The organism is Bradyrhizobium sp. CCBAU 051011, from assembly GCF_009930815.1.
In the GTDB taxonomy this organism is placed as follows: Bacteria; Pseudomonadota; Alphaproteobacteria; order Rhizobiales; family Xanthobacteraceae; genus Bradyrhizobium.
In genome coordinates this window covers 3,767,639-3,791,891 of record NZ_CP022222.1, presented here as the reverse complement: position 1 = coordinate 3,791,891, position 24,253 = coordinate 3,767,639, and the positions used below count along the sequence as shown (strand labels likewise).

Sequence of the window (24,253 nt, the reverse complement as noted above, 5' to 3'; positions counted from 1 at the left end):
TAGGATGGTCCCAAAACGCGAGCCGAAACGGCCGCGGCGTCTGGGAGGACGGCATGGTGACGGCCGCGCTGCTACCGTGACAAGATTCATCGAACGCCATCCGGCATGGGCGCTGATCGCACTTGTCGCGGTCGCGGTGCTGTTGTGGCTAATCCTTGCCGTCTGGCCACCCGGCCTCGAAGAGGCATTCGGCAGGAAGCGGGTCTTTCTCAACGCCGTCTTCAACGGCATCACGCTCGGCGGCCTCTACTTCCTGGTCGCGAGCGGCTTCACGCTGATCTTCGGGCTGATGCGCAACGTCAATCTGGCGCATGGCTCGCTCTATCTGTTCGGCGGCTACATCGGTTACGCCATCAGCGCCTGGACCGGCTCCTGGATCCTCGGCTTCATCATCGCGTTTCTCGGTGTCGCCCTGGTCGGCATCGTGCTGCAAATCGTGGTCTTCCGCCGCATGGAAGGGCAGGATCTGCGCCAGACCATGGTCACGATCGGGCTCTCGATCGTGTTTGCCGATCTGATGCTGTGGGCATTCGGCGGCGATTTCTATCAGATCCAGACCCCGAGCTGGCTGGTCGGCCCGGTCGAATTGCCGCTGGTCACCGCGGTCAGATCCTCCGGCGAGGCGGTGTATCTGCGCTATCCGCTGGTGCGGCTCGTGATCTTCGTCGCGGCCGTCGTGATCGGCATCGCGATGTGGCTGGCGCTCAACCGGACCCGCGTCGGCATGATGGTGCGCGCCGGTGTCGATGACCGCGACATGCTCGCCGCCACCGGCGTGCCGATCCAGCTCGTCTTCGTGGCCGTGTTCGCGCTGGGCGCCGGGCTTGCCGGCATCGCGGGCGTCGTCGGCGGCACGTTCCAGTCGATCTCGCCGGGCGAGGACACCCGCTTTCTGCTGGCGTCGCTCGTCGTCGTGATCGTCGGGGGCATGGGATCAATCCCGGGAGCTGCGCTGGGCGCCGTCATCATCGGTCTCGCCGAACAGCTTGGCTCCGTCTACATCCCGACCTACGCGATCGTAGTGACCTTCCTCATCATGGTGCTGGTGCTGGCGCTGCGGCCGCAGGGCCTTCTGGCGAGGCGCTGACATGTCGCTGATCCAGGGCGCCCAACCTCAGATCAGTCAGCCGGCAGCGGCGCGCGCAGCCTTGCTGGCATGGCCGGAATTCAACAAGCCGACTGTCTGGCTGGTCGGCGTGATCCTGCTGATCATGCCGTTCATCGCCAACGGGTTCTTCCTGATCGAGATCTTCGCCACGACGATGATCCTCGGGACTATCGCCCTCAGCCTGATGTTCCTCGCTGGCTATGGCGGCATGGTCAGTCTGATGCAGCTCACCGTCGCCGGCTTTGCCGCCTATATGGTCGCGGTGTTCGGCATGAGCGCCAACACCAATATCAGCCTCGGTTGGCCGTGGTGGCTGGCAACGCCGATGGCGCTGGTGCTCGCGACCGCCTTCGGCACGCTCGGCGGCGCGCTCGCGGTGCGCACCGAGGGCATCTACACCATCATGATCACCCTCGCGATCGGCGCGGCCTTCTACTATTTCACCAACCAGAACTGGGCGATCTTCGGCGGCCATACCGGCATCAACACGGTCGCGACGCCGAAATTCTGGGGCGTCGACTGGCGTTCCGACATCCCCTTCTACTACGTCACGCTCGTCGTCGCGGCGCTCTGCTATTTCGCCGTTCAATATGTCTCGCTCGCGCCGTTCGGCCTCGCGCTGCAGGGCGTGCGCGACAATCCCCGCCGCATGGCGGCGCTCGGTTTCAATGTCAACGCGCACCGCGTGGCAGCCTACGCGTTCGCGGCCTTCATCGCCGCACTCGGCGGCGTCCTGCAGGTCTGGAACTACCGGCAGATCTCGCCCGGCTCGGTCAGCGTCGGCGCCTGCATCGACATCCTGATTATTGCCGTGGTCGGCGGCATCAGCCGTCCCGTCGGCCCCTATATCGGCGCCTTCATCTTCGTCATCCTGCGCACCTTCGCGCTCGATCTGCTGGTCAAGTTCGGTCTCGACGGCAACCGCTTCCGGCTGCTGATCGGGCTCGGCTTCCTCGCCATCGTGTTCTGGTCGTCGGATGGCGTGATCGGACTGTGGGAGCGCTGGCGCTGGCGCCGCCGCGCTGCCACTGACGCTCGTCCGGGCGGAGGGAAGCCGCATGGATAACGCCGCGCCACGCTTTTCATCGGTGGCTGCCGGCGCTGCGCTGGAACTGCGCGGCGTGACGCGGCTGTTCGGCGCGCTCGCGGCACTGACCGACGTCACCATCACGGTTCGCCCGGGCGAACGCCGCGCCGTGCTCGGCTCCAACGGCGCCGGCAAGACCACGCTGTTCAATTGCGTGACCGGTGATTTTCCGCCGTCATCCGGCACCATCCGCTTCTTCGGCGAGGACATTACCCACTTCCCGCCCTATGAGCGGATCAGGCGCGGCCTCCGCCGCACCTACCAGATTTCAGCGCTATTCCCCGGCCTCACGGTGCGGGACAATGTCTATCTAGCCTGCCGCGGCGTTTCCCGCGGACGATTTTCCGTACTGCGTCCGGGCACGAACGACGCCCTCATGCATGCGACTGAAGCCCTGATCCAGGCCGTGCACCTGACAGCGGTCAGGGAGCAGCGCGTCGCGGAACTCGCGCACGGCCAGCAGCGGCAGCTCGAGATCGCGCTCGCACTCGCCGGCGCCCCGCGTTTCATCCTGTTCGACGAACCGGCCGCGGGCCTCTCCCCCACCGAGCGGCGCGAGCTGATCGAAATCCTGACGTCGCTGCCCGCCCACATCGGCTACATCATCATCGAGCACGACATGGATGTCGCGCTGCGCGTCGTCGAAAGCGTCACGATGATGCACAACGGCCGCGTCTTCAAGGAGGGTCTGCCGCACGAGATCGAGGCCGACCCGGAGGTGCAGGAACTCTATCTGGGGGCCGGCCATGAGTGAGGTCCGCCGCTCCGCACCCGCGCTCGAAGTCAGGGGCCTTGATGTCTATTACGGCCATTCGCATGCGCTGCAAGGCGTCGACCTGACGCTGGATTCCGGCGTGTTCTCGGTGGTCGGCCGTAACGGCATGGGCAAGACCACGCTGTGCAAGACCATCATGGGTCTGCTGCGGGCGAGCGGCGGTTCGGTCCGCGTCCGCGGCGAGGACATCACCCGCCTCAGCCCGGCGCGGATCGCGCAAGCGGGCGTCGGCTATGTGCCGCAGGGACGTCGGTTGTGGCGGTCGCTCAGCGTCGACGAACACTTGCGATTGGCAGCCAGCATGCGCCGCGGCGCCTGGACCATCGATCGCATCTACGAAACATTTCCCCGCCTTGCCGAGCGCAAGGACCATGGCGGCGGCCAGCTCTCCGGCGGCGAGCAGCAGATGCTGGCGATCTCTCGCGCGCTTCTCACCAATCCGCAGCTTCTCATCATGGACGAGCCGACCGAAGGGCTGGCGCCTGTCATCGTCGCCCAGGTCGAGGACATGCTGGTGCGCCTCGGCGAAGACGGCGACATGTCGGTACTGGTGATCGAGCAGAATATCGGCGTCGCCACCGCGATCTCCAAAAATGTGGCCATCATGGTCAATGGCCGCGTCAACCGCATCATCGACTCCGCGCGCCTGGCGGCCGACCGCGAATTGCAGCAACGCCTGCTTGGCGTCGGTGTCGTTGGAGTCCATGCCGAGCCGGACTCGGATATCGACGCCGCCGATGCCAGCGCCGAGGCCAAGGCGCGTCCCGTGCCGCCGCGCGCGTCAAGCACAGCGCCAGTCCGGATCTATATCTCCAATCCCACCTTGCCGACACGTTGGTCGCAGCCGGCCCCCATTGCGCGCATCGAGGGCGCAGCGCGCACGCTTTCGGCAGGCGTTACGCGCATCGAAGACGCCACCCGGCAAAGGCGCCAGGCCGGCGCCATCGTACCAAGCGCGTCCGGACCACCCGTCGTCCTCGTCGTCGGAACGCTCGATACCAAGGGCGAAGAGCTACGCTTTATCCGCGACGTGATCGCCGGTCAGGGCTTGCGGACGCGCCTGGTCGACGTCTCCACCAGCGGCAAGCTCTCCACCTGCGACGTCTCCGCGCAGGAAATCGCGCTCAACCATGGGCGTGGCGGGTCGAGCGTGTTCGGCGCCGATCGCGGCGCGTCGGTCTCCGCGATGGCGGATGCCTTCGCCAACTGGCTGCGCCGTCAGGGCAATGTCGCCGGCATTATTTCAGCGGGCGGCTCCGGCGGCGCCTCGCTGGTCGCGCCAGGCATGCGCGCCCTTCCCGTCGGCGTGCCAAAGCTCATCATCTCGTCGGTCGCATCGGGAGATGTCGGACCCTATGTAGGCCCTGCCGATATCACCATGATGTATTCGGTCACCGACGTGCAGGGCCTCAACTCGATCTCGCGCGCCGTTCTCGCCAACGGCGCCAACGCCATCGCCGGCATGGTGAAGGCGCGTCTCGACAATCAGGCCGCGAATGAGCGCAGGGCGCAGGCCGATCTGCCGGCTATCGGCATCACCATGTTCGGCGTGACGACGCCGGCCGTGCAGAAGATCGCGGCCGACCTGCGCAACGATTTCGAATGCCTCGTCTTCCACGCCACCGGCGTCGGCGGCCGCTCGATGGAGAAGCTGGTCGATTCCGGAATGCTCGCCGCCGTCGTCGATCTCACGACGACGGAAGTCTGCGATCTCCTGATGGGCGGCGTATTCCCCGCCACCGACGACCGCTTTGGTGCGATCATCCGCAGCCGCCTGCCCTTCATCGGCTCGGTCGGCGCGCTCGACATGGTCAATTTCGGCGGGCCCGACACCATTCCCGATCGCTATCGCCAGCGCAAATTCCACGTTCACAATCCGCAGGTGACCTTGATGCGCACCACGCCGGAAGAGAACGACCGGATGGGGCGCTGGATCGGCGACAAGCTCAACCGCATGGACGGGCCGGTACGTTTCTTTCTCCCCGAAGGCGGCGTCTCCGCACTCGATGCACCGGGCCAGCCGTTCTGGGATCCGGAGGCGGATGCGGCGCTGTTTACCGCGCTGGAACGCAGCGTACGCCAGACCGGCAACCGCCAGCTCATCCGCATCAAGCGCCACATCAACGAGCCCGAATTTGCATCCGCCATCGTCAACGCGCTCCGCCCTCTGGTCGGACGCCCGGGGACACGTCGGAAAGTCGCGAGGTGACCATGGCGAAATTCGAACGTTCAGCCATCCTGAAGAAGTTCCGCACCATGGCCGCCAAGGGCGAGCCGATCGTCGGCGGCGGCGCCGGCACGGGGCTATCAGCCAAATGCGAGGAGGCCGGCGGCGTCGACCTGATCGTCATCTACAATTCCGGTCGCTACCGCATGGCCGGACGCGGCTCTCTCGCCGGCCTGATGCCTTACGGCGACGCCAATGCCATCGTGGTGGAGATGGCCGGCGAGGTGCTCCCGGTCGTGACCAGGACGCCAGTGCTGGCCGGCGTCAACGGCACGGACCCGTTCCGCGACATGGATACCTTCCTCGATCAGCTCAAGGCGCTGGGCTTTGCCGGCGTGCAGAACTTTCCGACCGTCGGGCTGATTGACGGCGTGTTTCGCGCCAATCTCGAAGAGACCGGCATGTCGTACGCGCTGGAGATCGACATGATCGCCAAGGCGCGCGACAAGGACATGCTGACCACACCCTATGTGTTCAGCGAGAGCCAGGCGACCGCGATGGCGATCGCGGGCGCCGACATCATCGTCTGCCATCTCGGCCTGACCACCGGCGGCGCGATCGGGGCGCACACCGCGCCGAAGCTCGAAGACTGTCCGGAACAGATCGACACCTGGGCATCGGCGGCGCTCAGCGTCAATCCGGACATACTCGTGCTGGCCCATGGCGGCCCCATCGCCGAGCCAGATGATGCCGACTTCATCATGAAACACACGCGCAAGTGCCACGGCTTCTACGGTGCCTCCTCGATGGAGCGCCTGCCGGTGGAGCGGGCGCTCACGGAACAGGTTCGTAAATTCAAGGCGATCGGCGCGCGATAACGCCGAGACCAAAGGGAGGAGAAGATGTCGGGGACTCTGGTTGGCGAGTTGATCCTCTGGCTGATTGTTGCGATCGTCGTGATCGCCATCGTCGTCTATATCGTGAACTGGCTCTACCACCGTTCGTCGAAGGAGGTGTCCTTCGTCCGCACCGGTCTGTTGGGCGAACGCGTCGTGATCAACGGCGGCGCCTTCGTGCTGCCGTTCATTCACGACTATACGCCCGTCAACATGAACGTGCTGCCGATGGGCATCGTGCGGTCCAAGCATGACGCCGTCATCACCCGCGACCGCATGCGCATCGACATCGAGGCCGATTTCTATGTGCGGGTGCAGCCGACCCGCGAGGCGGTCGCGATTGCCGCGGCCACGCTCGGAAGGCGCACGCTCGAACCCGAGCAGTTGCACGCTTTGCTGTCCGGTAAATTCGTTTCGGCAATCCGCTCGGTCGCCGCGGAAATGACCATGGAGCAGATGCACGAGCAACGCGGCGAATATGTCGCCCGCGTCAAGGCCGCCGCCGCCGAGGCGCTGGCCCAGAATGGACTTGAGCTCGAATCCGTCGCCATCACCGACCTCGACCAGACCGACCTGGAATATTTCAATCCGTCGAACCGGTTCGACGCCGAGGGTCTGACCCGCCTGATGGAGGACATCGAGGCCAGGCGCAAGCTGCGCAACGACATCGAACAGGATTCGATGATCAAGATCCGCTCCCGCAACCTCGAAGCCGAACGGCAGGCACTGGAGATCGAGCGCGAAAGCGAGACCGCCCGCCTCGAACAGGAACGTGACATCGAGATGCGCCGCGCGCTGCAGCGCACGGAAGTGGCGCGCGAACGCGCATTGCGCGAGACCGAGGCCGAACAGGCGCAGATTTCCGCCCGCGAGGCGATCGAGAAGGCCCGCATCGCCAACGAGCTTGCGATCGCCGAAGCCCGCATCGCCTCCGAGCGGGAAACAAGACACCGCGAGATCGAGCGGACGCGCGCAGTCGAGGAAAAGGAACTACTCGCGCGCGAGGAAATCGAAAAGGCCAAAATTGCCAACCAGCGCGCGGTCGATACCGCCCGCATCGCCTCCGAGCGCGAGGTTCGGCAACGTGACATCGAACGCACGCGATCGGTCGAGGAAGCCGAGATCACCGCACGCGAAGCCGTCGAGAAGGCGCGCATCCAGCAGGATCGCGTCATCACCGACGCGCGGATCGCCAATGAGGAGGAAACCCGCAGGCGCGAGATCGAACGCACCCGCGCGGTCGAGGAAGCCGAAATCGCGGCGCGCGAGGCGACCGAGAAGGCGCGCATCGCCCAGACCACGATCGTCAACGTCGAGCGCATCGCCTCCGATGAGCGCACCCGCTCGCTGGAGATTGCGCAGGTTCGCATCATTCAGGAAGCAGAGATCGAGGCGCAGAAGGCGGTGGAAGCGGCACGGATTGCGCGAGAGCGGACGCTGGCCGCGGAGCGGATCGGCGCCGAGCACTCCACCCGCAAGCTGGAAATCGAACGCAACCAGGCGCTGGAAGTCGCAGGGATCACCGCGCGCGAGGCAACGGAAGCCTCACGTATTGCCCAGGAAGAGCGTGTTCGCTCGCTCGAAATCGCGCGCAACCGCACGATCGAGGAAGCTGACATCGCCTCGCGCGAAGCCATCGAGGCCGCGCGCATTGCCCAGGAGAAGGTAATCGCCGCCCAGCGCATCCGGGCCGAGAAGGAAACACGGGGACTGGAGATCGAGCGCACCGAATCCATTGAGACCGCCGAACTCAAGCGGCGCGATGCGATCGAACGGCGGCGCGTCGAGGTCGAACTGGCGCTGGAGGCCGAGCGTATCGCCTCGTCCAGGACGCGCGAGGTGCTCAATATCGACCAGAAGAGAGCGGTTGAGATCGCCGACGAGGAGCGCGTGATTGCGCTCGCTGCCAAGCGCTCCGAGCGGATCGACGCCGACCGTCAGGTCAAGCAGGCCGAGATCATCGCGCGCAAGGAAGTCGAGACAACAGATGTCTCGCGCGAACAGGCGCTCGAAGCGGCCCGGCTTTCCCGCCGGCGCGCGATCGAACAGCTCGAAGTCGCCCGCGTCCAGGCGCTGCAGGAAGCCGAGATCGCCTCCCGCGAGGAAGTCGAGCGCGCCCGCATCGCCTCTGACCGTGGCCTCGACGAAGCGCGCATCGGCCGCGAGCGCGACCTGCGCAAACTGGAAGTCGATCGCGAGAAGGAAGTCGAAACGGCGCTGATGGAAAAGGCGATCGCCCTCTATCAGAAGTCGCTGGAGGAATCCGCCGCCAAGGTGGCAGCCGAGGATGCACGCGTGGGGGCGACCGAGGCGGCCGAGCGCGTCGTCACCGCCCGCGAAAGCGAGATCGCCAAGCGGCGCAAGACCATCGAGGTGCTGCTTGCAGAGAAGCAAGCCGAGGAAACAAGGATCGCGGCCGAAGCCGAGCGCGTGCGCGCCGCCGTCGAGGCCGAGGCGCAACGGCTGCTCAACGAAGCCGAAAACGTGCTCACCGACCAGGCGCGCTACTCGCTGTTCCGCCGCAAGCTGCTCGACCGCATCGAGGGCATCGTGCGCGAGAGCGTCAAACCGATGGAAAAGATCGAGGGCATCCGGATTCTCAGTGTCGACGGCCTGAACGGCAATGGCACGGGCGGTGGTGGCGGCCGCAGCGCCACCGACGAGGTGATCGACTCGGCGCTGCGTTATCGCGTGCAGGCGCCGCTGATCGACTCGATTCTCTCCGACATCGGCGTCGAGGGCGGCAGCCTCGCCAAGATGCCCGGCCTCATTCGCGAAGCGCGCGACATGCAGGGCATCAAGGAATCGGCGCGCAAGGCCGGCCCGAGCAAGCCCGATGCACCCCCAGCCCCCGACGCCACCGGCGCGCCGGCCGCCGAACGCGGACCGCGCAAGAAAGGGTAAGAACACGCCATGGCCCGCGTCTACGTCTCCACCGTCGTCAACGCACGCAACGACCGCGTCTGGGCGCGCGTGCGTGATTTCAACGGGATGCCCAACTGGCATCCCGCGATCGCGGAGAGCCGCATCGAGGGCGGGGAGCCCGCCGACAAGATCGGCTGCGTGCGCGATTTTCGCCTGCGCAACGGCGATCGCATTCGCGAAAAGCTGCTCGGGCTCTCGGACTACGACATGTTCTGCACCTACTCCATTCTGGAATCGCCGATGGGGGTGGAGAACTACGTCGCTACCTTGCGGCTGACGCCGGTGACCGACGGCGACCAGACCTTTCTCGAATGGACCGCCGAGTTCGACTGCGCGCCGGAGCGGGAGAACGAACTCGTCAACAATATCGGCTTGGGCGTGTTCCAGGGCGGATTCGACGCGCTGAAGCGCGCCTTCGGAGGCTAGCGTGCCGCATATCGTCAAAAGCACGATCCTCGACGCGCCGACCGGCGCGGTCTGGAACGTGCTGCGCGATTTCAACGGCCACGACCGCTGGCATCCGGCGGTGGCGACCAGCACGATCGAGCGCGCGCAGGCCTCCGACAAGATCGGCTGTGTCAGGCGCTTCAAGCTGCAGGATGGCTCGGAGCTGCGCGAGCAATTGCTGGCGCTGTCGGACCTCGAACAGACCTTCAGCTATTGCCTGCTCGATACGCCGATCCCGATGTTCAACTATGTCGCCCATGTCCGCCTGCTGCCGGTCACCGACGGCGACCGCACCTTCTGGCACTGGGAATCCAGGTTCACCACGCGGCCTGCGGATGCCGAGCGGCTGACGCAGATGGTCGCGGAACAGATCTATCAAGCCGGCTTCGACGCCATTCGCCGGCATCTGAAGGAGGCCGCATGAAAGCGGAGGAGCCACGATGCCCGTCACGGTGAAGACATTTGCAAGCTTCGGCGAGGCGGCCTCAGCATTGTCGTCCGACCGTAGCGCGCGCTATCTCGGCGGCGGCACGCTGGTCATGCGCGCGCTCAACGAAGGCGACGTCTCGATCTCGACCGTCGTGCGTGCGACCGATCAGGCGCTGTCCCGCATCGACGTGGCCAGCTCGCGGGTCACGCTCGGCGCCGGCGTCACCTTCGCAAGAATTCTGGCCGAGCGCGATCTTGCCTTTCTGCACGCGCCTGCGCGTTCGATCGGCGGGCCGGCCGTGCGCAATATGGGCACGGTGGGCGGCAATCTGTTCGCGCCCACCCCCTATGGCGACTTCACCGTCGCGCTGCTCGCGCTCGACGCCGCCGTGTCGGTGCAGGGCGGCCTGGGCGCCCGCGACATGCCGATCGAGGAATTTTTGCAATCCCGCGAACGCCAAAGCGGCGCGCTGGTGCTGGCGGTTTCCTGTCAGAGACCAGCGAGCACTGAGGCCTTCCGTTATCGTAAGATCGCCCGCATCAAGCCGAAGGGCGGCTCGGTGATCACGCTGGCGGCGCACCTGCCGTTGAGCGGCGGCCGAATTTCAGGCGCCCGCATCGCCCTCGGCTCGATGGCCGCGACGCAAATTCGCGCCAGAGCCTCCGAGCGCGCCCTGGAAGGACGCTCGCTTGACGATTCCGCAATCAGCGCTGCCGCCGCGGCCGCAACAGAGAGCGTATCGCCCGCAGACAACGCCCTTGGCAGCGCCTGGTATCGCCGCGAGATCGTCGGCGTTCATCTTCGCCGCCTGCTGTCGGGCCTGGAGTAAGCAATCATGACCAAGACCCCGCTCCAGTTTCGTCACAATGGCCGCGACGTCGCCTTGTTCGTCGACGGTGGCGTCAATCTCCTGGTCGCGCTGCGCGAATTGATCGGCGACATGACGCCGAAATTCGGCTGCGGCCAGGGCGGCTGCGGCGCCTGCAGCGTGCTGATCGACGGCGAACTGCATCTATCCTGCCTGACGCTGGCGGAAACCGTGAACGGCCGCTCGATCGAAACGCTCGACGGGCTGAAGGATGGACCCAACCTGCATCCGCTGCAGCGTGCCTTCATGGAGCAGTTCGCGGCGCAGTGCGGCTACTGCACGCCCGGCATGCTGATGGCGGCGAAAGCGCTGCTCGACCGCAACCCTTCGCCGACCCGCGCTGAGGTCATCGAGGCGATCTCGGGCAACATCTGCCGCTGCACCGGCTACGAGCCGATCATCAACGCCGTCCTCGCCGCCGCCACGAGCGGACGCGCCCGCGCCTAGAGGGAACGACCATGCTGGAACTGCGCAAGGACATCTTCGCCGACGAGCGCGATGATAATTTGAAAGAGATCGGAAAGGGCACGCAGCGCCAGGACATGCTCGGCCATGTCACGGGCACCTCGACCTATTTTGACGATCACAAGCTGCAGGGCATGCTGCATCTGAAGGTACTGCGCAGCCCGCATGCGCATGCCCGCCTGCGCCGCATCGACACGATGGAAGCGGAACGGTCGCCCGGCGTGCGGCGCATCATCCGGGGTGCCGACGTGCCGGTCAATCTCAACACCCTGCTAAGCCTGATCAACTTCGGCAAGGACGACGAGCCGTCGCTCGCCGTCGACAAGGTGCGCTACAAGGGCGAGCCGATCGTCGCTGTCGTTGCCGACAGCCCGCGTGAGGCCTATGAGGCCATCGCAAAAGTGCGTGTCGACTATGAACCGCTACCCGCCGTGTTCGACGTCGAGGACGCCTTGAAATCCGGCGCGCCCGTCGTCAACGAAACCTATCCCAGGAACACCTTCGTCTATCACGATGTCTACGACCATCAGAAGCTGCGCTTCGGCGATGTCGAGCGCGGTTTTGCGGAAGCCGACCATGTGCTCGAACAGCGCTATCAGATGTCGCCGATCGAGCATGCGCCGACCGAAACCAATGGCTCGATCGCAGCGCCCGACACCAATGGACGCTACGTCGTGTATACCTCAACACAGGCACTATTCTTCTCGCTCGATACCTGCGCAAAAATCCTCGACGTCCCCTCCAACACCTTCCATTTCATCGGCGGCACCGTCGGCGGCGGTTTTGGTGGCAAGGTCGATACGCTAACCGAGCCGCTCGCCATTCTCGGCGCGATGCTGACCGGGCGTCCGGTGCGCTATCAACTCGGCCGCGAGGAGGAGATGCAATTCGGCTCCCCGCGCGGCGCCGAGCGCATCTACATCAAGGACGGCGTGATGCGCGACGGCCGCATCGTCGCCCGCAAGATCCGCGCCTATTTCGACAGCGGTGCCTATACCCGGCTCTCAAGTTACGCCGTCGTCAAATGCGTGGCTCACCTGCCGGGCCCCTATACGATCCCGAACGTCCATGGCGACGTCTACTGCGTGTTCACCAACCGGACGCCGGCGACCGCGATGCGCGGCTTCGGTGTCACGGCGATGGACTTTGCGCTCGAATGCCAGATGGACAAGCTCGCGCATCTGGTCGGTATCGATCCGATGGAGTTCCGCATCCTCAATGCCTATCGCGACGGTGACATGAAGGCGCACCGGCGCGAGGCGAAAAACACCGCATTGATCGAATGCGTGCAGGTCGCCGCCGAGAAAGCAAAATGGCCGCTGCGCGAGGAGGTGAAGCGGATGTCGTCGCGCAAGGACGGCGGCGGCAGCCGCGCGGCGATATCGCCGACGCCGCTCGAACCGGTGCCGCAGCGCGCCGCCGTCTCGCAGCAGCGGACCACCTACGATCGCGCGTCTCCTGCACCGATCCACGAGCCGCCGCCTCCCGCGCCACCCCCTCCTCCAAGGCCGCAGGCGCCGCCGTCGTCTCACGGCGCCACCCGCTTCTCCTCCGTCTTCGGCACCAGGAGGCGCTGACCATGGCCAAACATCGCGGACGCGGCATCGCCTCGATCAACTATCCCATCGGCATGAATCTCGGCGGCGACCCCAGCCAGGCGCTGGTTCATTCCAACCCCAGCGGCAAGTTCACGGTGTCGCTGTCGTCGATCGATCTCGGCCAGGGCATGAAATCAGTGACGCGGCAGATCTGCGCCGAAACGCTCGGCGTGCCGGTCGAGGATGTCTATGTCGATACCGCCGACTCCGACACCGGTCCGCATTGCATGGGCTCGTTCGCGTCGCGCGGCACCCATCGCGTCGGCAATGCTGTCATGGCGGCGGCCAAGGAGGCGCGCGGCGTCATGATGGAGGCCGCCGCCGAGGAACTGGAAGTCAATGCCGCCGACCTCGACACCGACGGGCGCGGCAATATCCACGTCAAGGGCGCGCCGCACCGCTCGATCTCGACCAAGGACGTCGCCATCGCGGCGCAGTTCAAGCAGGGCAAGACGATATCCGGACGCGGCATTTTTCTGGTGCCGTTGTCGGAGGTGAACCCCGAGACCGGCGAAATGTCGCCCGCCACCTGTTACGCGCACGCCTGCTTGGTCGCCGAGGTCGAGGTCGACGACGAGACCGGCGAGGTCGCGATGGTGCGCATGGACAGCGCATATGAACTGGGTCGCGCGCTCAATCCGCGGCTCGTCGAGCAACAGCTCGTCGGTGGTGCGTGGATGGGAGTAAGCCACGCGCTGTTTGAAACACCCGAGCCTTATTATCCCGATCCGGCGCATGGCCCGCGCGACTTCGTCGAATATCTGATGCCCGGCCCCGGCGACATCTGCCCGCACGATATCGCGGTGCTGGAACGTCCTGCTGCCGACGGGCCGTTCGGCGCCAAGGGCCCCGGCGAAATGTGCGCCAACCCGGTGCTGCCGGCGGTCGCCAACGCCATCTTCAATGCCGTCGGCGTGCGGATGGATGAACTGCCGATCACTCCGGAGAAAGTCTTGCGGGCAATCAAGGCGCAGGGCGGCGCGCGGCCGCAAGCGCGGCGCTGAGGTCTTTCCATGGTGGTACGCGGCAACATCGTCGGCATCGATAGTCCGGAGGCGCTCGAACGAGCCTTGCGCACGGCGTATTACCTCGCCGACGACGGTTTGGCCACGGCGGCCTATCTAGGGCTGGCGCTCGGCAAGCCGCTGCTGCTCGAAGGCGCGCCCGGCGTCGGCAAGACCGAAGCCGCCAAGGCGATCGCCGCCGTGCTCGGCCGCCGCCTGATCCGCCTGCAATGCTATGAAGGTATTGACGCATCAGCCGCGCTCTACGAGTGGAACTATCCGCGCCAGATGCTGGCGATCCGCCAGGCCGGCGAGGAAAGCATCGACATCTACGGCGAGACTTTTCTGATCGAGCGGCCGATGCTCGCCGCGTTGCGCGCGCCCGACTCCACCGTGCTGCTGATCGACGAAATCGACCGCGCCGACCAGGAATTCGAGGCCTTCCTGCTCGAATTCCTCTCCGACTTCCAGATTTCGATCCCCGAACGCGGCACGGTCCGCGCCGCCGAGCGCCCCGTCGTCGTGCTGACCTCAAACCGCACTCGCGACCTGCACGAAGCGTTGCGTCGCCGCTGCGTCTATCACTGGATCGATTATCCCACCGCCGAGCGCGAGGCGCGCATTGTGATGATGCGGGCATCGAGCGTTGCCGAATCCACGGCGCGTGCCGTCGTCGCCGCCGTCGGCAAGCTGCGGCGCGAGCCGCTGAGCAAGGCGCCGGGCATTGCGGAAGCCGTGGACTGGGCGGAAGCGGCCACGCTGTTGCACGCGCGCGGCGCGCGCTGGCCGGACGCCTTCAAGCGCTCGATTGGCGTCGCGCTGAAGGACGAGGAGGATCTCACCTTTATCTCTGGCCGGCTCGACGCCCTGATTGCGGAGGCTGCCGCGTGAGCGACGAATTTCGATTACCGCGCGCCGCCGGCGTCTTCGTGTCCTTTGTCGCGTTGCTGCGCGTCAACGGCTTCGCGGTCGCGCCGGAACAGACAACGGCGTTCCTCGCAGCGATCGAGCTTCTCGGCCCGCGCAGCATGGAATCGATCCGGCAGGCCGGGCTGGCGACACTCGCCCCGCCTCCCGAGCGCCGCGCGACCTACGATCGGCTGTTCGACCTTCATTTCCTCGGCAGCGAGGCGGTGGATCATGCCGGCGCGGAAGATGAAGAAGTGGTTCGTCTGCAGGAGGAAGGCCGCGGCCAAGACGAAACATTGCTGGCCGACGAGGCCAATGAATCCGGGCTTGTTGCAGCCCGCGCCGAGGCGCTGGTCGAACGCCGCTTCGCGCCAAGCCAAACCGGCGATGCCCTGCGCCGGCTTGCACGCGAGGCGCCCACGCGTCTGCCCCGGCGGCGCGGCCACCGGCGCATGCGCGCCCGGCGCGGCCCTTGGGCTGATCTCCGCCGCACCTTGCGTGAGAGCGTGCGCAATGACGGCGAGGTGCTGCGGCTCGGCCGGCTGAAACGGCGCACCCGCCCGCGCAAGGTTTTGTTGCTGATCGACGTTTCCGGTTCAATGAAGGGGCGGACCGACGACAATATGAAGCTTGCGCATGCCGTGGTACATGCGGCTCCCAATGTCGAGGTGTTCACCTTCGGCACCCGGCTCACCCGTGTCAGCCGCGCGCTCCGCCTCAAGCGGCGCGAGCAGGCGCTGTCGGCCGCCGCCCATCTAGTCAGCGACTGGGACGGCGGCACCCGGATCGGCGATGCGCTGCAGGCGTTCCTGGCGGTGCCCCGGTTCGGCGGCTATGCGCGCGGCGCCGCGGTCGTCATCCTGTCCGACGGCCTCGAGCGCGGCGATCCCTCTGCGTTGCGCGATGCCGTCGCAAAATTGTCGCAGCGCGCCTGGCGGCTGAGCTGGCTGACGCCGCTCGCCACAGGTCCCGGTTTTCAACCGCAGACCGAAGCGCTGATCGCAATCCGCCATTTCGTGGATGATCTGGTCGACGGCGGATCATCAGCCGCGATCGTTTCACACGTTCTCTCGCTTGGACAAAGGAAGGCCGCGTGACCGACATCGTCGATGCCCATCATCATATCTGGCGTCAGGCTGACCTGCCCTGGCTTGTTGGTCCGATGCAGCCGCGCATCTTCGGCCCCTACGAGCCGATCCGGCGCGACTATCCGATCCAGGAATATCTCGATGATCTCGCGGGCTCCGGCGTGACCCGCTCGGTCTATGTGCAGACCAACTGGGCCAACGACCGCTTCGAGGACGAAACCGCCTGGGTGCAGGAAACCGCGAAGGATCATGGCTGGCCACACGCGATCGTCTCCTACGCCGATTTCAACGTCGACGATGTCCGCCCGCAGCTCGATCGTCTCGCGCACTATCCGTTAGTGCGCGGCGTGCGCATGCAATTGCACTGGCACGAAAACCCGCTCTATCGCTTTGCGGCCCGACCGGACCTCTGCGCCGATCCAAAAATCCGGCGCAATATCGCGCGGCTCCCCGATTATGGCTTCAGCTTCGACCTGCAGGTGTTCGCGCCGCAGATGGCGGATGCTGCGGGCCTCGCCGAATCCTGTCCCGATGTCACCTTCATCCTGCAGCACGCCGGCATGCTGGAAGACCTCTCGCCGCAGGGCCGATCGGCGTGGCCTGACGGCATGACCCGGCTCGCCGCCTGCCCGAACGTCGTCTCAAAACTCTCCGGCCTCGGCACCTTCATCCATCGCAACGATCCCGTGCACATCGCCTCCATTCTCACCGATACGGTGGCGATCTTCGGCGCCGATCGCTGCCTGTTCGGCTCCAATTTTCCGATCGAAAAACTCTGGACGACCTATCGCGAGTTGATTGACGCCTTTCTCGCCGCCACGGCCTCGCTTGCCGCCGATCAGCGCGACGCCGTTCTGCGAACGACTGCCATGCGCGTCTACCGGCTAGACCGATGACGGCGCGCGTATCGACAATTAAAAGAATATGGGAGGGAACATATGCCGCTTGAGATCAAGATCCTCGACTACGGGGATATCGAACTGGAATCGAGCTTTCTCGTGCTCGGCCGCGATTGCGGCCGTACCCGCCGCGTCCTGACGCTCGGCTTTCTGATCGTCGGCGGCCCCTATCCGGTCGTGGTCGACACCGGCTATCGCTCCAACCAGATCATGGAAACGCTGGGCATGCGCGGCCTGCAATTCCACGAGAACATGATCGAGAATCAGCTCGCGCGCCACGGCGTGCGCATGGGCGACGTCCGCTACGTCTGCCACACTCATCTACATATCGACCACGCCGGCAAGGACGATTTGTTTCCGATGAACACGACGGTGGTGCTCAATCGCAAGGAGCTGGAATATTCCGTCTCCGGCCTGATGCACCCGCAGTATCCGGCGCCCGATATCAAGCACCTGATCGACCGTTTGCACACCAAGAGCGCGCTGCGCTTCCTCGATCTCGAAGTGACCGGTCCGGTCGAACTGATGCCGGGCATCTATTGCGAGGCCGCCAACGCCCACACCGAAGGCTCCATGAACATCCACGTTCATACCGCTGACGGCATCGCCACCATCTGCGGCGACGTGATCTACGATTTTAATGACCAGATCGTCACGCCCTTCCACGAGATTCATGATGCCGAGCCGCGCACCACGGGCAATCACGGCACCAGCAAGCGCGCGGAGAAGGCGGCAATCAAAAAACTCCTGAGCAATTCGCGCTATCTGCTCCCGGTCCACGACCGCCCGGCAAAAATCGAAGGCGGCAATGTGGTCGGCCGGCTGCACGATCAGGTGCCCGGCCCCGTGGTGCAGAGCCTGCCCCAGCGCAACTGGTTCCCGGCCTGACGCGAGAGAAGGACGGACCGATGACGCACGTCACGCTGCGCCCCGAGTTCGAGACTCTGATCGACCCCTATGCCCCCGTTGGCCAGGTCGGCACCGGCTTTGATTTTACGGAAGGACCGATCTGGCATCCAACGCATCATTATCTCTTGTTTTCGGATATGCCCGGCGATGTGCGCCGGCGATGGGACGCCAAGCGCGGCGTCGTCGAGGTCAAGCGTCCCGCGAACAAATGCAACGGCATGACCTACGATGCCGAGCTCAATCTGATCGTCTGCGAGCATGCGACTTCATCCTTGATCCGCGAACGTCCCGACGGAAGGCGCGAGGTGATTGCCTCGCATTTCGAGAACCAGGAACTCAACAGCCCGAACGACGTCTGCGTCCATTCGAGTGGTGCGATCTATTTCAGCGATCCCTGGTACGGCCGCATGCCGGTCTACGGCGTCGAGCGGCCGCGCCAGCTCGGCTTCCAGGGCGTTTTTCGCGTGCCGCCCGGCGGCGGCCCGCCAAAACTCGTGGTCGACCGCCATCTGTTCGACCAGCCAAACGGCCTCTGCTTCTCACCCGATGAACGCCTGCTTTACGTCAACGACACCGTGCAGGCACTGATCCGCACCTTCGACGTCGAAGCCGATGGCTCGCTGTCCAATGCACGCGTCTTCGCCAGCGGCATCCGTTCCGAGCTCGAACCCGGCCTGCCCGATGGCATGAAGTGCGATCAGCGTGGCAATATCTGGGTCACCGCGCCAGGCGGCGTCTGGGTCTATTCGCCATCAGGCGAATTGCTCGGCAAGGTACGCGTGCCCGAACTCGTCGCCAATCTCGCCTGGGGCGGGCCTGATTTTCGCACGCTCTATCTGACCGCGACACACTCGGTCTATGCGATCCCGGTTAAAGCCGGGCCGCGCCATGAACCTTATATGAGCGGCCGGGCTTCGAGCGGTCCTGACACCAGCTCTGCTTCGCCCGCGCCTCCTCAGCTAACTGGCGGCGACATGCAACTCGATCCGCGTCGCTGCGCCATGATCATCCAGGATCTGCAGAATGACGTCATCATGGAAGGCGGCGCATTCGCGGATTCCGGCTCGCCTGGCCACGCGCGCCAGCAGCGCGTGATCGACAATGTCCGCCGCCTTTCCGAGGCGGCACGCGCCCGCGGCGTTGTCATCATCCATGTCTGGTTCATCGTCGAGCCGGGCGCCCCCGGCGTTACACTCAATGCGCCACTATTCGAGGGACTGGTCGACAGCGGCGCGATGGTGCGCGGAAGCTGGGGCGCGGCTCCCGTTCCGGGGCTTGAGCCGCGCGCCGGCGATTTTATCGTCGAGAAGATGCGGATGAGCGCCTGGGAAGGCACCCGCCTGGAGACCATCCTCAAGGCGACCGGCCGCGACATGATCATCAACACCGGCGCCTGGACCAACATGTCGATCGAGCACACCGCCCGCACCGGCGCGGACAAGGGCTATTTCATGATCGTGCCCGAAGACTGCTGCTCGACCATGAATGCGGAATGGCACAGCGCCTCGATTAACTTCGCCATGCAGAACGTCGCCGTCGTCACCAACGCCGATGCGGTCATCAGGGGATTGGGATGAGCGGGCCCCGGCCATGCCAAAACTCTTTCACCTGAGCTGCTCGCCGCGCGCGGACTCGGAATCCACCGCCGGTGCGCGGATCTTTATCGACCGCTTCCGCCAGGCACGGCCGGACTGGGACCTCGACGCGATGAACCTGTGGCGCGATCACCTGCCGGAATTCGAGGGTTATGTCCTGGAGGCCAAATATGCCCGCATCAACGGGCGGCCTTTCACGGATTCGCAGCGCGATGCCTTTGCGGTCGCCGAGCGCATCGCGATCCGCTTCGCGCTTGCCGATCGCGTGCTGATTTCGACGCCGATGTGGAATTTTGGTATTCCCTACAAGCTGAAACAATGGATCGACGTCATCACGCAGCCCGGGCTGGCGTTCCGCTACGATCCGGCGCAAGGGTATCTGCCGCTGTTCAAGGACCGGCCGACGGTCGTCATCCTTGCCAGCGGCAGCGACTTCGTCACCGGCATGAATCGCGGCCGCATCGACATGGCGACGCCATACCTGCGCGAGGCGCTGCGCTTCATCGGCGTCAGCGACGTGCGCTTTGTGCCGATCGGACCGACCACCGGGCCAGCCGAGCCGATCCGCACCGCACGCGAAGCTGCGCATCGCCGGCTGGCCGAGATGGCTGCGCGATTCTGACGCGCTGGCTTGGCGGAACCGGAACATTTGCGGCAATATTGCGCTTACTGGAGCGTGCCGAAGGAGATTTCCGTTGAAGTGCTATGAGCTGCAGGGACCGAACGGAATCGATGGACTTGCCCTCGTCGACAAGCCTGTGCCTGAGCCCGGCGAAGGCCAGGTGCTCGTCCGGATCAAAGCGGCAACGCTGAACTATCGCGATCTCATCACCGTCAAGGGCGGCTATGGCTCGCGCCAGAAATTTCCGCTTGTGCCGCTATCAGACGGTGCCGGCGTCGTCGAGCAGGTCGGCCCGGGCGTGCGGGAATTCGCGCCCGGTGACCGCGTCATCGGCAGCTTCTTCGAAAGCTGGATCAGCGGCGAACCGAGCGAAGCCAAGATGCGCGCTGCACTCGGCGGCTCGGTGGACGGCGTCCTCACGCAGTATCGGATCTTTCCGAAGCATGCGCTGGTCAGAACGCCGGAGCATCTCAGCGACATCGAAGCCGCCGCTCTCCCCTGCGCCGGCGTCACGGCCTGGAGCGCGGTCGTCAAGCTCGGCGGGATAAGACCCGGTCAGCTCGTTCTGACACAGGGCACCGGCGGGGTATCCCTCTTCGCCATTCAGTTTGCCAAAATGTGCGGCGCGCGTGTCATCGCAACTTCCTCCAGCGACGCCAAGATCGAGCGTTTGAAGACGCTCGGCGCAGACTTCACTTTGAACTACAAGGCGACGCCCGACTGGGGAAAGAAAGCCCGCGAGTGGAGCGGCCACGGCGTCGACCTCGTCGTGGAGGTAGGCGGGGTCGGTACGCTGAACGAATCGATCCGGGCGACCAGGATCGGCGGCACCATCGCCTTCATCGGCGTGCTCGCCGGGCCGCCGTCGTCCGACTCGCGGTTGCCGTTGATGGTCATGCAGCAGCAGCGGCTGCAGGGTGTCACCGTCGGATCGGTCGAAGACCTCCAGGCGATGGTGGATGGCATCGCGACAAGTCGCATGAAGCCGGTGGTCGACAGGACCTTTACGTTCGACCAGGCGAAACAGGCGTTTGCTCATATGGAGAGCGGCGCGCATTTCGGGAAGGTGGCGATCGAGATCGGCTGACCGCGACATTTCGCCATCGACTGCCGATTTCAGCAACTGGTTCCCGCTGCAAGATTTTGCCGAGTTTTGAGCGTATTCGGGGATCGACAGGCGTCTGCGCGACGGATCCTCGATACTCATGGCCACAACTGGCAACACCGATCGTACAACTCGTGCTGGTTTCAGGAATTGCCTCCGTCGCCATTAGGCTTTAAATTCCTGTAACTCGCCTCGTCGAAAAACGGGCGCCGCCCGGCGCTCGCGAGAGCTCAACGGGATTACAACCGAGCCGGGGTCGCCGCCTTACGGAAAGCTTGAGGCCTGCCCCCTTCTTTGGCGAGACATGAACCGGCTGTGAGTGAGACCACCAGCGCGAGAATGACGCTGCCCGCGCGGAAGTTGCAGCGAGCAGCCGGATGGAAATGAACGATGACCGAAGACAAGAGCAAATTGCTGAGATCGCTTTCGATCGATCGCAGCGCCAACAAGCCGGAACGGTCCAATCGCCACTGGTTGCCGATCTCCGCGGCGATTGTCGCATGCGTCGTCGCATTCGCCGCCTTTGGCGCGTTCGAGTTCAGCCGGCAAGACCCGCCCAAAGAGACTGCGTCGCAGACCGCACAGCAGCCCGCCGCGCAGCCGCAGACAGCGCAGCAGCCGCAACCTCAGCAACCGGCAACGAATAACAAGGCGGCCGGCAGCCTGGCGGCCTCCGGCTATGTAGTGGCGCGCCGCAAGGCGACGGTGGCGGCCGAGATCACCGGCAAGGTGGTCGAGGTCTTCATCGACGAAGGCATGACGGTGACCGAGGGTCAGATCGTCGCGCGGCTCGATAGCGTGCTTGCCGAAAGGGATTATGAGTTGGCCCGCTCGCGCGTTGAGACGGCTGATGCCGCGATCGCCGCGATCACCGCCGATCTGGAGGACGCGACCCGGATCATGACGCGCGTCCAAACATTGTCGCAAAAGAATTTTGCCACCGAAGCCGATCTGACCAAGGCGCAGGCCCGGGTCGGTGTGCTCAGCGCGCAATTGCGCCAGGCGCAATCGCAATTCGAAACTGCCAAGATCGACGCGAAGCGCAGCGCCTCGATGCTCGACAAGCATAAGATCCGGGCGCCGTTTGCCGGCGTCGTCATCGACCGTAGCGCGCAGCCGGGCGAGATGATTTCGCCGATGTCGGTCGGCGGCTACACACGCACCGGCATCTGCACCATCGTCGACATGGATTCGATCGAAATCGAGGTCGACGTCAACGAGGCCTTCATCGGCCGGGTCGCCCCCGGAGGCGCCGTGAACGCGATGCTGGATGCCTATCCGGACTGGACCATTCCCGCCTCGGTAATTGCCATCGTGCCGACCGCGAACCGCGAGAAGGCCACGGTGAAGGTGCGCATCCGCTTCGACAAGAAGGACCCGCGCATTCTGCCTGACATGGCGGTGAAGGTGAACTTCCTGGCTGACGCCAAGGCAAAGGGCGCCACCGAAGCCACCGCAGCGAAATAGCTTCCAGCCGGAATCCTCAAGGGAGACAAGCGTGACAGCCGAGCATCCGATGGTTCGCCTTACCGGCGTAGCTAAGCGTTTCACCAAAGGCAAGGAAACGATCTCGATCTTCGATCACCTCGACCTTGCGATTCCCCGCGGCGATTTCATTGCCGTCATGGGGCCGTCCGGTTCGGGCAAGACCACGCTGCTCAACTTGCTGGGCGGCATCGACCGCGCCGACGCCGGCGAGATTGCGGTTGCGGACCACCGCATCGACGGTCTCTCCGAGGGCGAGCTGGCGGCCTGGCGCGCCGCCAATATCGGCTTCATCTTCCAGTTCTATAATCTGATGCCGATGCTGACCGCGGCGCAGAACGTGGAGCTGCCGCTGCTGCTGACGAAATTGCGCAGCAAGGAACGCGCGGAGCGTGTTCAAACCGCGCTTTCCGTGGTCGGGCTCGCCGATCGCACAAAACACCGTCCGCGCGAAATGTCGGGCGGCCAGCAGCAGCGTGTGGCGATTGCCCGCGCCATCGTCTCCGATCCAAACCTGCTGTTGTGCGACGAGCCGACCGGCGACCTCGACCGTCAGTCCGCCGACGAAATCCTGTCGATCCTGCAACTGCTCAATGGCGAGCTCGGCAAGACCATCGTCATGGTCACCCACGACCCGGCGGCGGCCAACTACGCCAAGCGCGTCCTGCATCTCGACAAGGGCCGTTTCGTCGAACGGGAGCTTGCCGCGTGAACGACTTCGACCTGGTCCGAAAAAACCTGTTCCGCCGCAAATTGCGCGCCAGCCTGATGATCGTGTCGATCCTGATCGCCTTCATGATCTTCGGCGTGCTCGCCGGATTCTACCGCGCCTTCACGGCTGGCGAGGATGCCGCCGCCGCTGATAGGATGATCACCGTCAACAAGATCAACTTCACTCAACCGATGCCGATCGCCTACTTCAATCGCGTGCGCGCGGTGGAAGGAGTGCGGCAGGTGACCTTCGCCAACTGGTTCGGCGGCTATTATCAGGACCCGAAGAACTTCATCATGGCGCTCGCGATCGAGCCGAATACCTATTTCGATGTGTACCGCAGCGAATTCGAGGTTGCGCCCGAGCAGCTTCAGGCCTTCATGCGTGACCGCGGCAGCGCGGTGGTCGGCGAAAGCCTGGCGCAAAAGTGGGGCTGGAAGATCGGCGACCGCATCCCTCTTAATAGCAACATCTTCAGTCAGAAGAGCGGCGGACACACCTGGGATCTCACGATTGCCGGCATCCTCAAGGGCAAGGCCGACCACGTCGACACCAATTTCCTGCTGTTTCAGTACCCCTATTTCGACGAGACCCGCAGTTTCGGCAAGGACACTATCGGCTGGATGATCCTTCAGACCACCTCGCCCGAAAACAACGATCGCGTGGCAAAGGCGATCGACGCGATGTTCGCCAATTCCACCGCCGAGACCTCGACCGACACCGAAAAGGCGTTCGGCAAAGCGTTCGCGGCCCAGTTCGGCAACATCGCGCTGATCGTATTGCTGGTGGTTGGCGCGGCTTTCGTCACCATCCTGATGATCGTCGGCAATACCATGGCGCTGTCGATCCGGGAGCGCACTCGCGAGATCGGCGTGCTGAAGACACTCGGCTTTTCGGGTCCGCGGATCCTAACGATGGTGCTCGGCGAATCCGTATTGCTGGCGCTGCTCGGCGGCATTCCTGGCCTCGCAATTGCGGCGCTGATCGCCATGGCGCTCCGCACCAGCCTTTCCAACATCGCGCCCGCCTTTGCGGTATCGCCAACCATAGCGCTGCAAGGGCTGGCACTGATGATCGCGCTTGGGCTGATCACGGGGATCATCCCGGCGCTCAACGCCATGCGGCTCAAGATTGCAACCGCGCTCGGACGGGGATAGGC

General features: G+C 64.8%; 22 protein-coding genes. All 22 read left to right on the top strand.

Annotated elements, in window-relative coordinates:
* Window positions 1-76: 76 nt before the first annotated feature.
* Window positions 77-1,087, top strand: coding sequence for a branched-chain amino acid ABC transporter permease (locus ACH79_RS17910; RefSeq protein ID WP_161852175.1), 1,011 nt, complete (start codon window positions 77-79; stop codon window positions 1,085-1,087).
* A gap of 1 nt (window position 1,088) precedes the next feature.
* The gene (locus tag ACH79_RS17905) at window positions 1,089-2,174 is read left to right on the top strand and encodes a branched-chain amino acid ABC transporter permease (protein ID WP_161852174.1); all 1,086 of its coding nucleotides are present in this window, start codon (window positions 1,089-1,091) and stop codon (window positions 2,172-2,174) included.
* Window positions 2,167-2,949, top strand: coding sequence for an ABC transporter ATP-binding protein (locus tag ACH79_RS17900; RefSeq protein ID WP_161852173.1), 783 nt, complete (start codon window positions 2,167-2,169; stop codon window positions 2,947-2,949). The genes ACH79_RS17905 and ACH79_RS17900 overlap by 8 nt, the downstream gene beginning before the upstream one ends.
* On the top strand, window positions 2,942-5,179 hold the full coding sequence (locus ACH79_RS17895; protein ID WP_161852172.1) for an ABC transporter permease: 2,238 nt from the start codon (window positions 2,942-2,944) through the stop codon (window positions 5,177-5,179). The genes ACH79_RS17900 and ACH79_RS17895 overlap by 8 nt, the downstream gene beginning before the upstream one ends.
* A 2-nt stretch (window positions 5,180-5,181) precedes the next feature.
* Window positions 5,182-6,015, top strand: a complete 834-nt coding sequence (locus tag ACH79_RS17890; protein ID WP_161852171.1) for a phosphoenolpyruvate hydrolase family protein — start codon at window positions 5,182-5,184, stop codon at window positions 6,013-6,015.
* Between the two features lie 24 nt (window positions 6,016-6,039).
* Complete coding sequence (locus ACH79_RS17885; RefSeq protein WP_161852170.1) at window positions 6,040-8,937, top strand: flotillin family protein; 2,898 nt, start codon at window positions 6,040-6,042, stop codon at window positions 8,935-8,937.
* Between the two features lie 9 nt (window positions 8,938-8,946).
* The gene (locus ACH79_RS17880; RefSeq protein WP_161852169.1) at window positions 8,947-9,384 is read left to right on the top strand and encodes an SRPBCC family protein; all 438 of its coding nucleotides are present in this window, start codon (window positions 8,947-8,949) and stop codon (window positions 9,382-9,384) included.
* A gap of 1 nt (window position 9,385) precedes the next feature.
* A complete protein-coding gene (locus tag ACH79_RS17875) occupies window positions 9,386-9,829 on the top strand; it encodes an SRPBCC family protein (RefSeq protein WP_161852168.1) in 444 nt (147 codons plus the stop codon).
* A gap of 16 nt (window positions 9,830-9,845) precedes the next feature.
* Window positions 9,846-10,664, top strand: coding sequence for a xanthine dehydrogenase family protein subunit M (locus ACH79_RS17870; RefSeq protein WP_161852167.1), 819 nt, complete (start codon window positions 9,846-9,848; stop codon window positions 10,662-10,664).
* 6 nt (window positions 10,665-10,670) lie between these two features.
* Window positions 10,671-11,150: a (2Fe-2S)-binding protein gene (locus ACH79_RS17865; RefSeq protein WP_161852166.1), complete on the top strand. Its 480-nt coding sequence runs from the start codon at window positions 10,671-10,673 to the stop codon at window positions 11,148-11,150.
* 11 nt (window positions 11,151-11,161) lie between these two features.
* On the top strand, window positions 11,162-12,745 hold the full coding sequence (locus tag ACH79_RS17860) for a xanthine dehydrogenase family protein molybdopterin-binding subunit (protein WP_161852165.1): 1,584 nt from the start codon (window positions 11,162-11,164) through the stop codon (window positions 12,743-12,745).
* Between the two features lie 2 nt (window positions 12,746-12,747).
* Window positions 12,748-13,770 carry a xanthine dehydrogenase family protein molybdopterin-binding subunit gene (locus ACH79_RS17855; RefSeq protein WP_161852164.1) on the top strand — a complete coding sequence of 341 codons (1,023 nt, stop codon included), beginning with the start codon at window positions 12,748-12,750 and terminating at the stop codon, window positions 13,768-13,770.
* A gap of 9 nt (window positions 13,771-13,779) precedes the next feature.
* Window positions 13,780-14,661, top strand: coding sequence for a MoxR family ATPase (locus ACH79_RS17850; RefSeq protein ID WP_161852163.1), 882 nt, complete (start codon window positions 13,780-13,782; stop codon window positions 14,659-14,661).
* The gene (locus ACH79_RS17845) at window positions 14,658-15,776 is read left to right on the top strand and encodes a VWA domain-containing protein (RefSeq protein ID WP_161852162.1); all 1,119 of its coding nucleotides are present in this window, start codon (window positions 14,658-14,660) and stop codon (window positions 15,774-15,776) included. The genes ACH79_RS17850 and ACH79_RS17845 overlap by 4 nt, the downstream gene beginning before the upstream one ends.
* Window positions 15,773-16,663, top strand: a complete 891-nt coding sequence (locus ACH79_RS17840) for an amidohydrolase (RefSeq protein ID WP_161852161.1) — start codon at window positions 15,773-15,775, stop codon at window positions 16,661-16,663. Before ACH79_RS17845 ends, ACH79_RS17840 begins: the two co-directional genes overlap by 4 nt.
* Before the next feature lie 42 nt (window positions 16,664-16,705).
* Window positions 16,706-17,554 carry an MBL fold metallo-hydrolase gene (locus ACH79_RS17835; protein ID WP_161852160.1) on the top strand — a complete coding sequence of 283 codons (849 nt, stop codon included), beginning with the start codon at window positions 16,706-16,708 and terminating at the stop codon, window positions 17,552-17,554.
* A 20-nt stretch (window positions 17,555-17,574) separates the two neighbouring features.
* Window positions 17,575-19,152, top strand: a complete 1,578-nt coding sequence (locus ACH79_RS17830; protein WP_161852159.1) for an isochorismatase family protein — start codon at window positions 17,575-17,577, stop codon at window positions 19,150-19,152.
* A 13-nt stretch (window positions 19,153-19,165) separates the two neighbouring features.
* Window positions 19,166-19,792, top strand: a complete 627-nt coding sequence (locus tag ACH79_RS17825; RefSeq protein ID WP_161852158.1) for an FMN-dependent NADH-azoreductase — start codon at window positions 19,166-19,168, stop codon at window positions 19,790-19,792.
* A 73-nt stretch (window positions 19,793-19,865) separates the two neighbouring features.
* Window positions 19,866-20,879, top strand: coding sequence for an NAD(P)-dependent alcohol dehydrogenase (locus ACH79_RS17820; RefSeq protein WP_161852157.1), 1,014 nt, complete (start codon window positions 19,866-19,868; stop codon window positions 20,877-20,879).
* Window positions 20,880-21,287: 408 nt separating this feature from the next.
* Complete coding sequence (locus ACH79_RS17815) at window positions 21,288-22,364, top strand: efflux RND transporter periplasmic adaptor subunit (RefSeq protein WP_161852156.1); 1,077 nt, start codon at window positions 21,288-21,290, stop codon at window positions 22,362-22,364.
* Between the two features lie 49 nt (window positions 22,365-22,413).
* Window positions 22,414-23,094 carry an ABC transporter ATP-binding protein gene (locus ACH79_RS17810; protein ID WP_161856421.1) on the top strand — a complete coding sequence of 227 codons (681 nt, stop codon included), beginning with the start codon at window positions 22,414-22,416 and terminating at the stop codon, window positions 23,092-23,094.
* Window positions 23,091-24,251 carry an ABC transporter permease gene (locus ACH79_RS17805; protein ID WP_161852155.1) on the top strand — a complete coding sequence of 387 codons (1,161 nt, stop codon included), beginning with the start codon at window positions 23,091-23,093 and terminating at the stop codon, window positions 24,249-24,251. The genes ACH79_RS17810 and ACH79_RS17805 overlap by 4 nt, the downstream gene beginning before the upstream one ends.
* The last annotated feature ends 2 nt before the right edge of the window (window positions 24,252-24,253 follow it).

Coding starts and splice junctions, on each gene's coding strand:
- ACH79_RS17905 (WP_161852174.1), top strand. CDS start 1,089: ATGTCGCTGATCCAGGGCGCCCAACCTCAGATCAGTCAGCCGGCAGCG.
- ACH79_RS17900 (WP_161852173.1), top strand. CDS start 2,167: ATGGATAACGCCGCGCCACGCTTTTCATCGGTGGCTGCCGGCGCTGCG.
- ACH79_RS17895 (WP_161852172.1), top strand. CDS start 2,942: ATGAGTGAGGTCCGCCGCTCCGCACCCGCGCTCGAAGTCAGGGGCCTT.
- ACH79_RS17890 (WP_161852171.1), top strand. CDS start 5,182: ATGGCGAAATTCGAACGTTCAGCCATCCTGAAGAAGTTCCGCACCATG.
- ACH79_RS17885 (WP_161852170.1), top strand. CDS start 6,040: ATGTCGGGGACTCTGGTTGGCGAGTTGATCCTCTGGCTGATTGTTGCG.
- ACH79_RS17880 (WP_161852169.1), top strand. CDS start 8,947: ATGGCCCGCGTCTACGTCTCCACCGTCGTCAACGCACGCAACGACCGC.
- ACH79_RS17870 (WP_161852167.1), top strand. CDS start 9,846: ATGCCCGTCACGGTGAAGACATTTGCAAGCTTCGGCGAGGCGGCCTCA.
- ACH79_RS17865 (WP_161852166.1), top strand. CDS start 10,671: ATGACCAAGACCCCGCTCCAGTTTCGTCACAATGGCCGCGACGTCGCC.
- ACH79_RS17860 (WP_161852165.1), top strand. CDS start 11,162: ATGCTGGAACTGCGCAAGGACATCTTCGCCGACGAGCGCGATGATAAT.
- ACH79_RS17855 (WP_161852164.1), top strand. CDS start 12,748: ATGGCCAAACATCGCGGACGCGGCATCGCCTCGATCAACTATCCCATC.
- ACH79_RS17850 (WP_161852163.1), top strand. CDS start 13,780: ATGGTGGTACGCGGCAACATCGTCGGCATCGATAGTCCGGAGGCGCTC.
- ACH79_RS17835 (WP_161852160.1), top strand. CDS start 16,706: ATGCCGCTTGAGATCAAGATCCTCGACTACGGGGATATCGAACTGGAA.
- ACH79_RS17830 (WP_161852159.1), top strand. CDS start 17,575: ATGACGCACGTCACGCTGCGCCCCGAGTTCGAGACTCTGATCGACCCC.
- ACH79_RS17825 (WP_161852158.1), top strand. CDS start 19,166: ATGCCAAAACTCTTTCACCTGAGCTGCTCGCCGCGCGCGGACTCGGAA.
- ACH79_RS17815 (WP_161852156.1), top strand. CDS start 21,288: ATGACCGAAGACAAGAGCAAATTGCTGAGATCGCTTTCGATCGATCGC.
- ACH79_RS17810 (WP_161856421.1), top strand. CDS start 22,414: ATGGTTCGCCTTACCGGCGTAGCTAAGCGTTTCACCAAAGGCAAGGAA.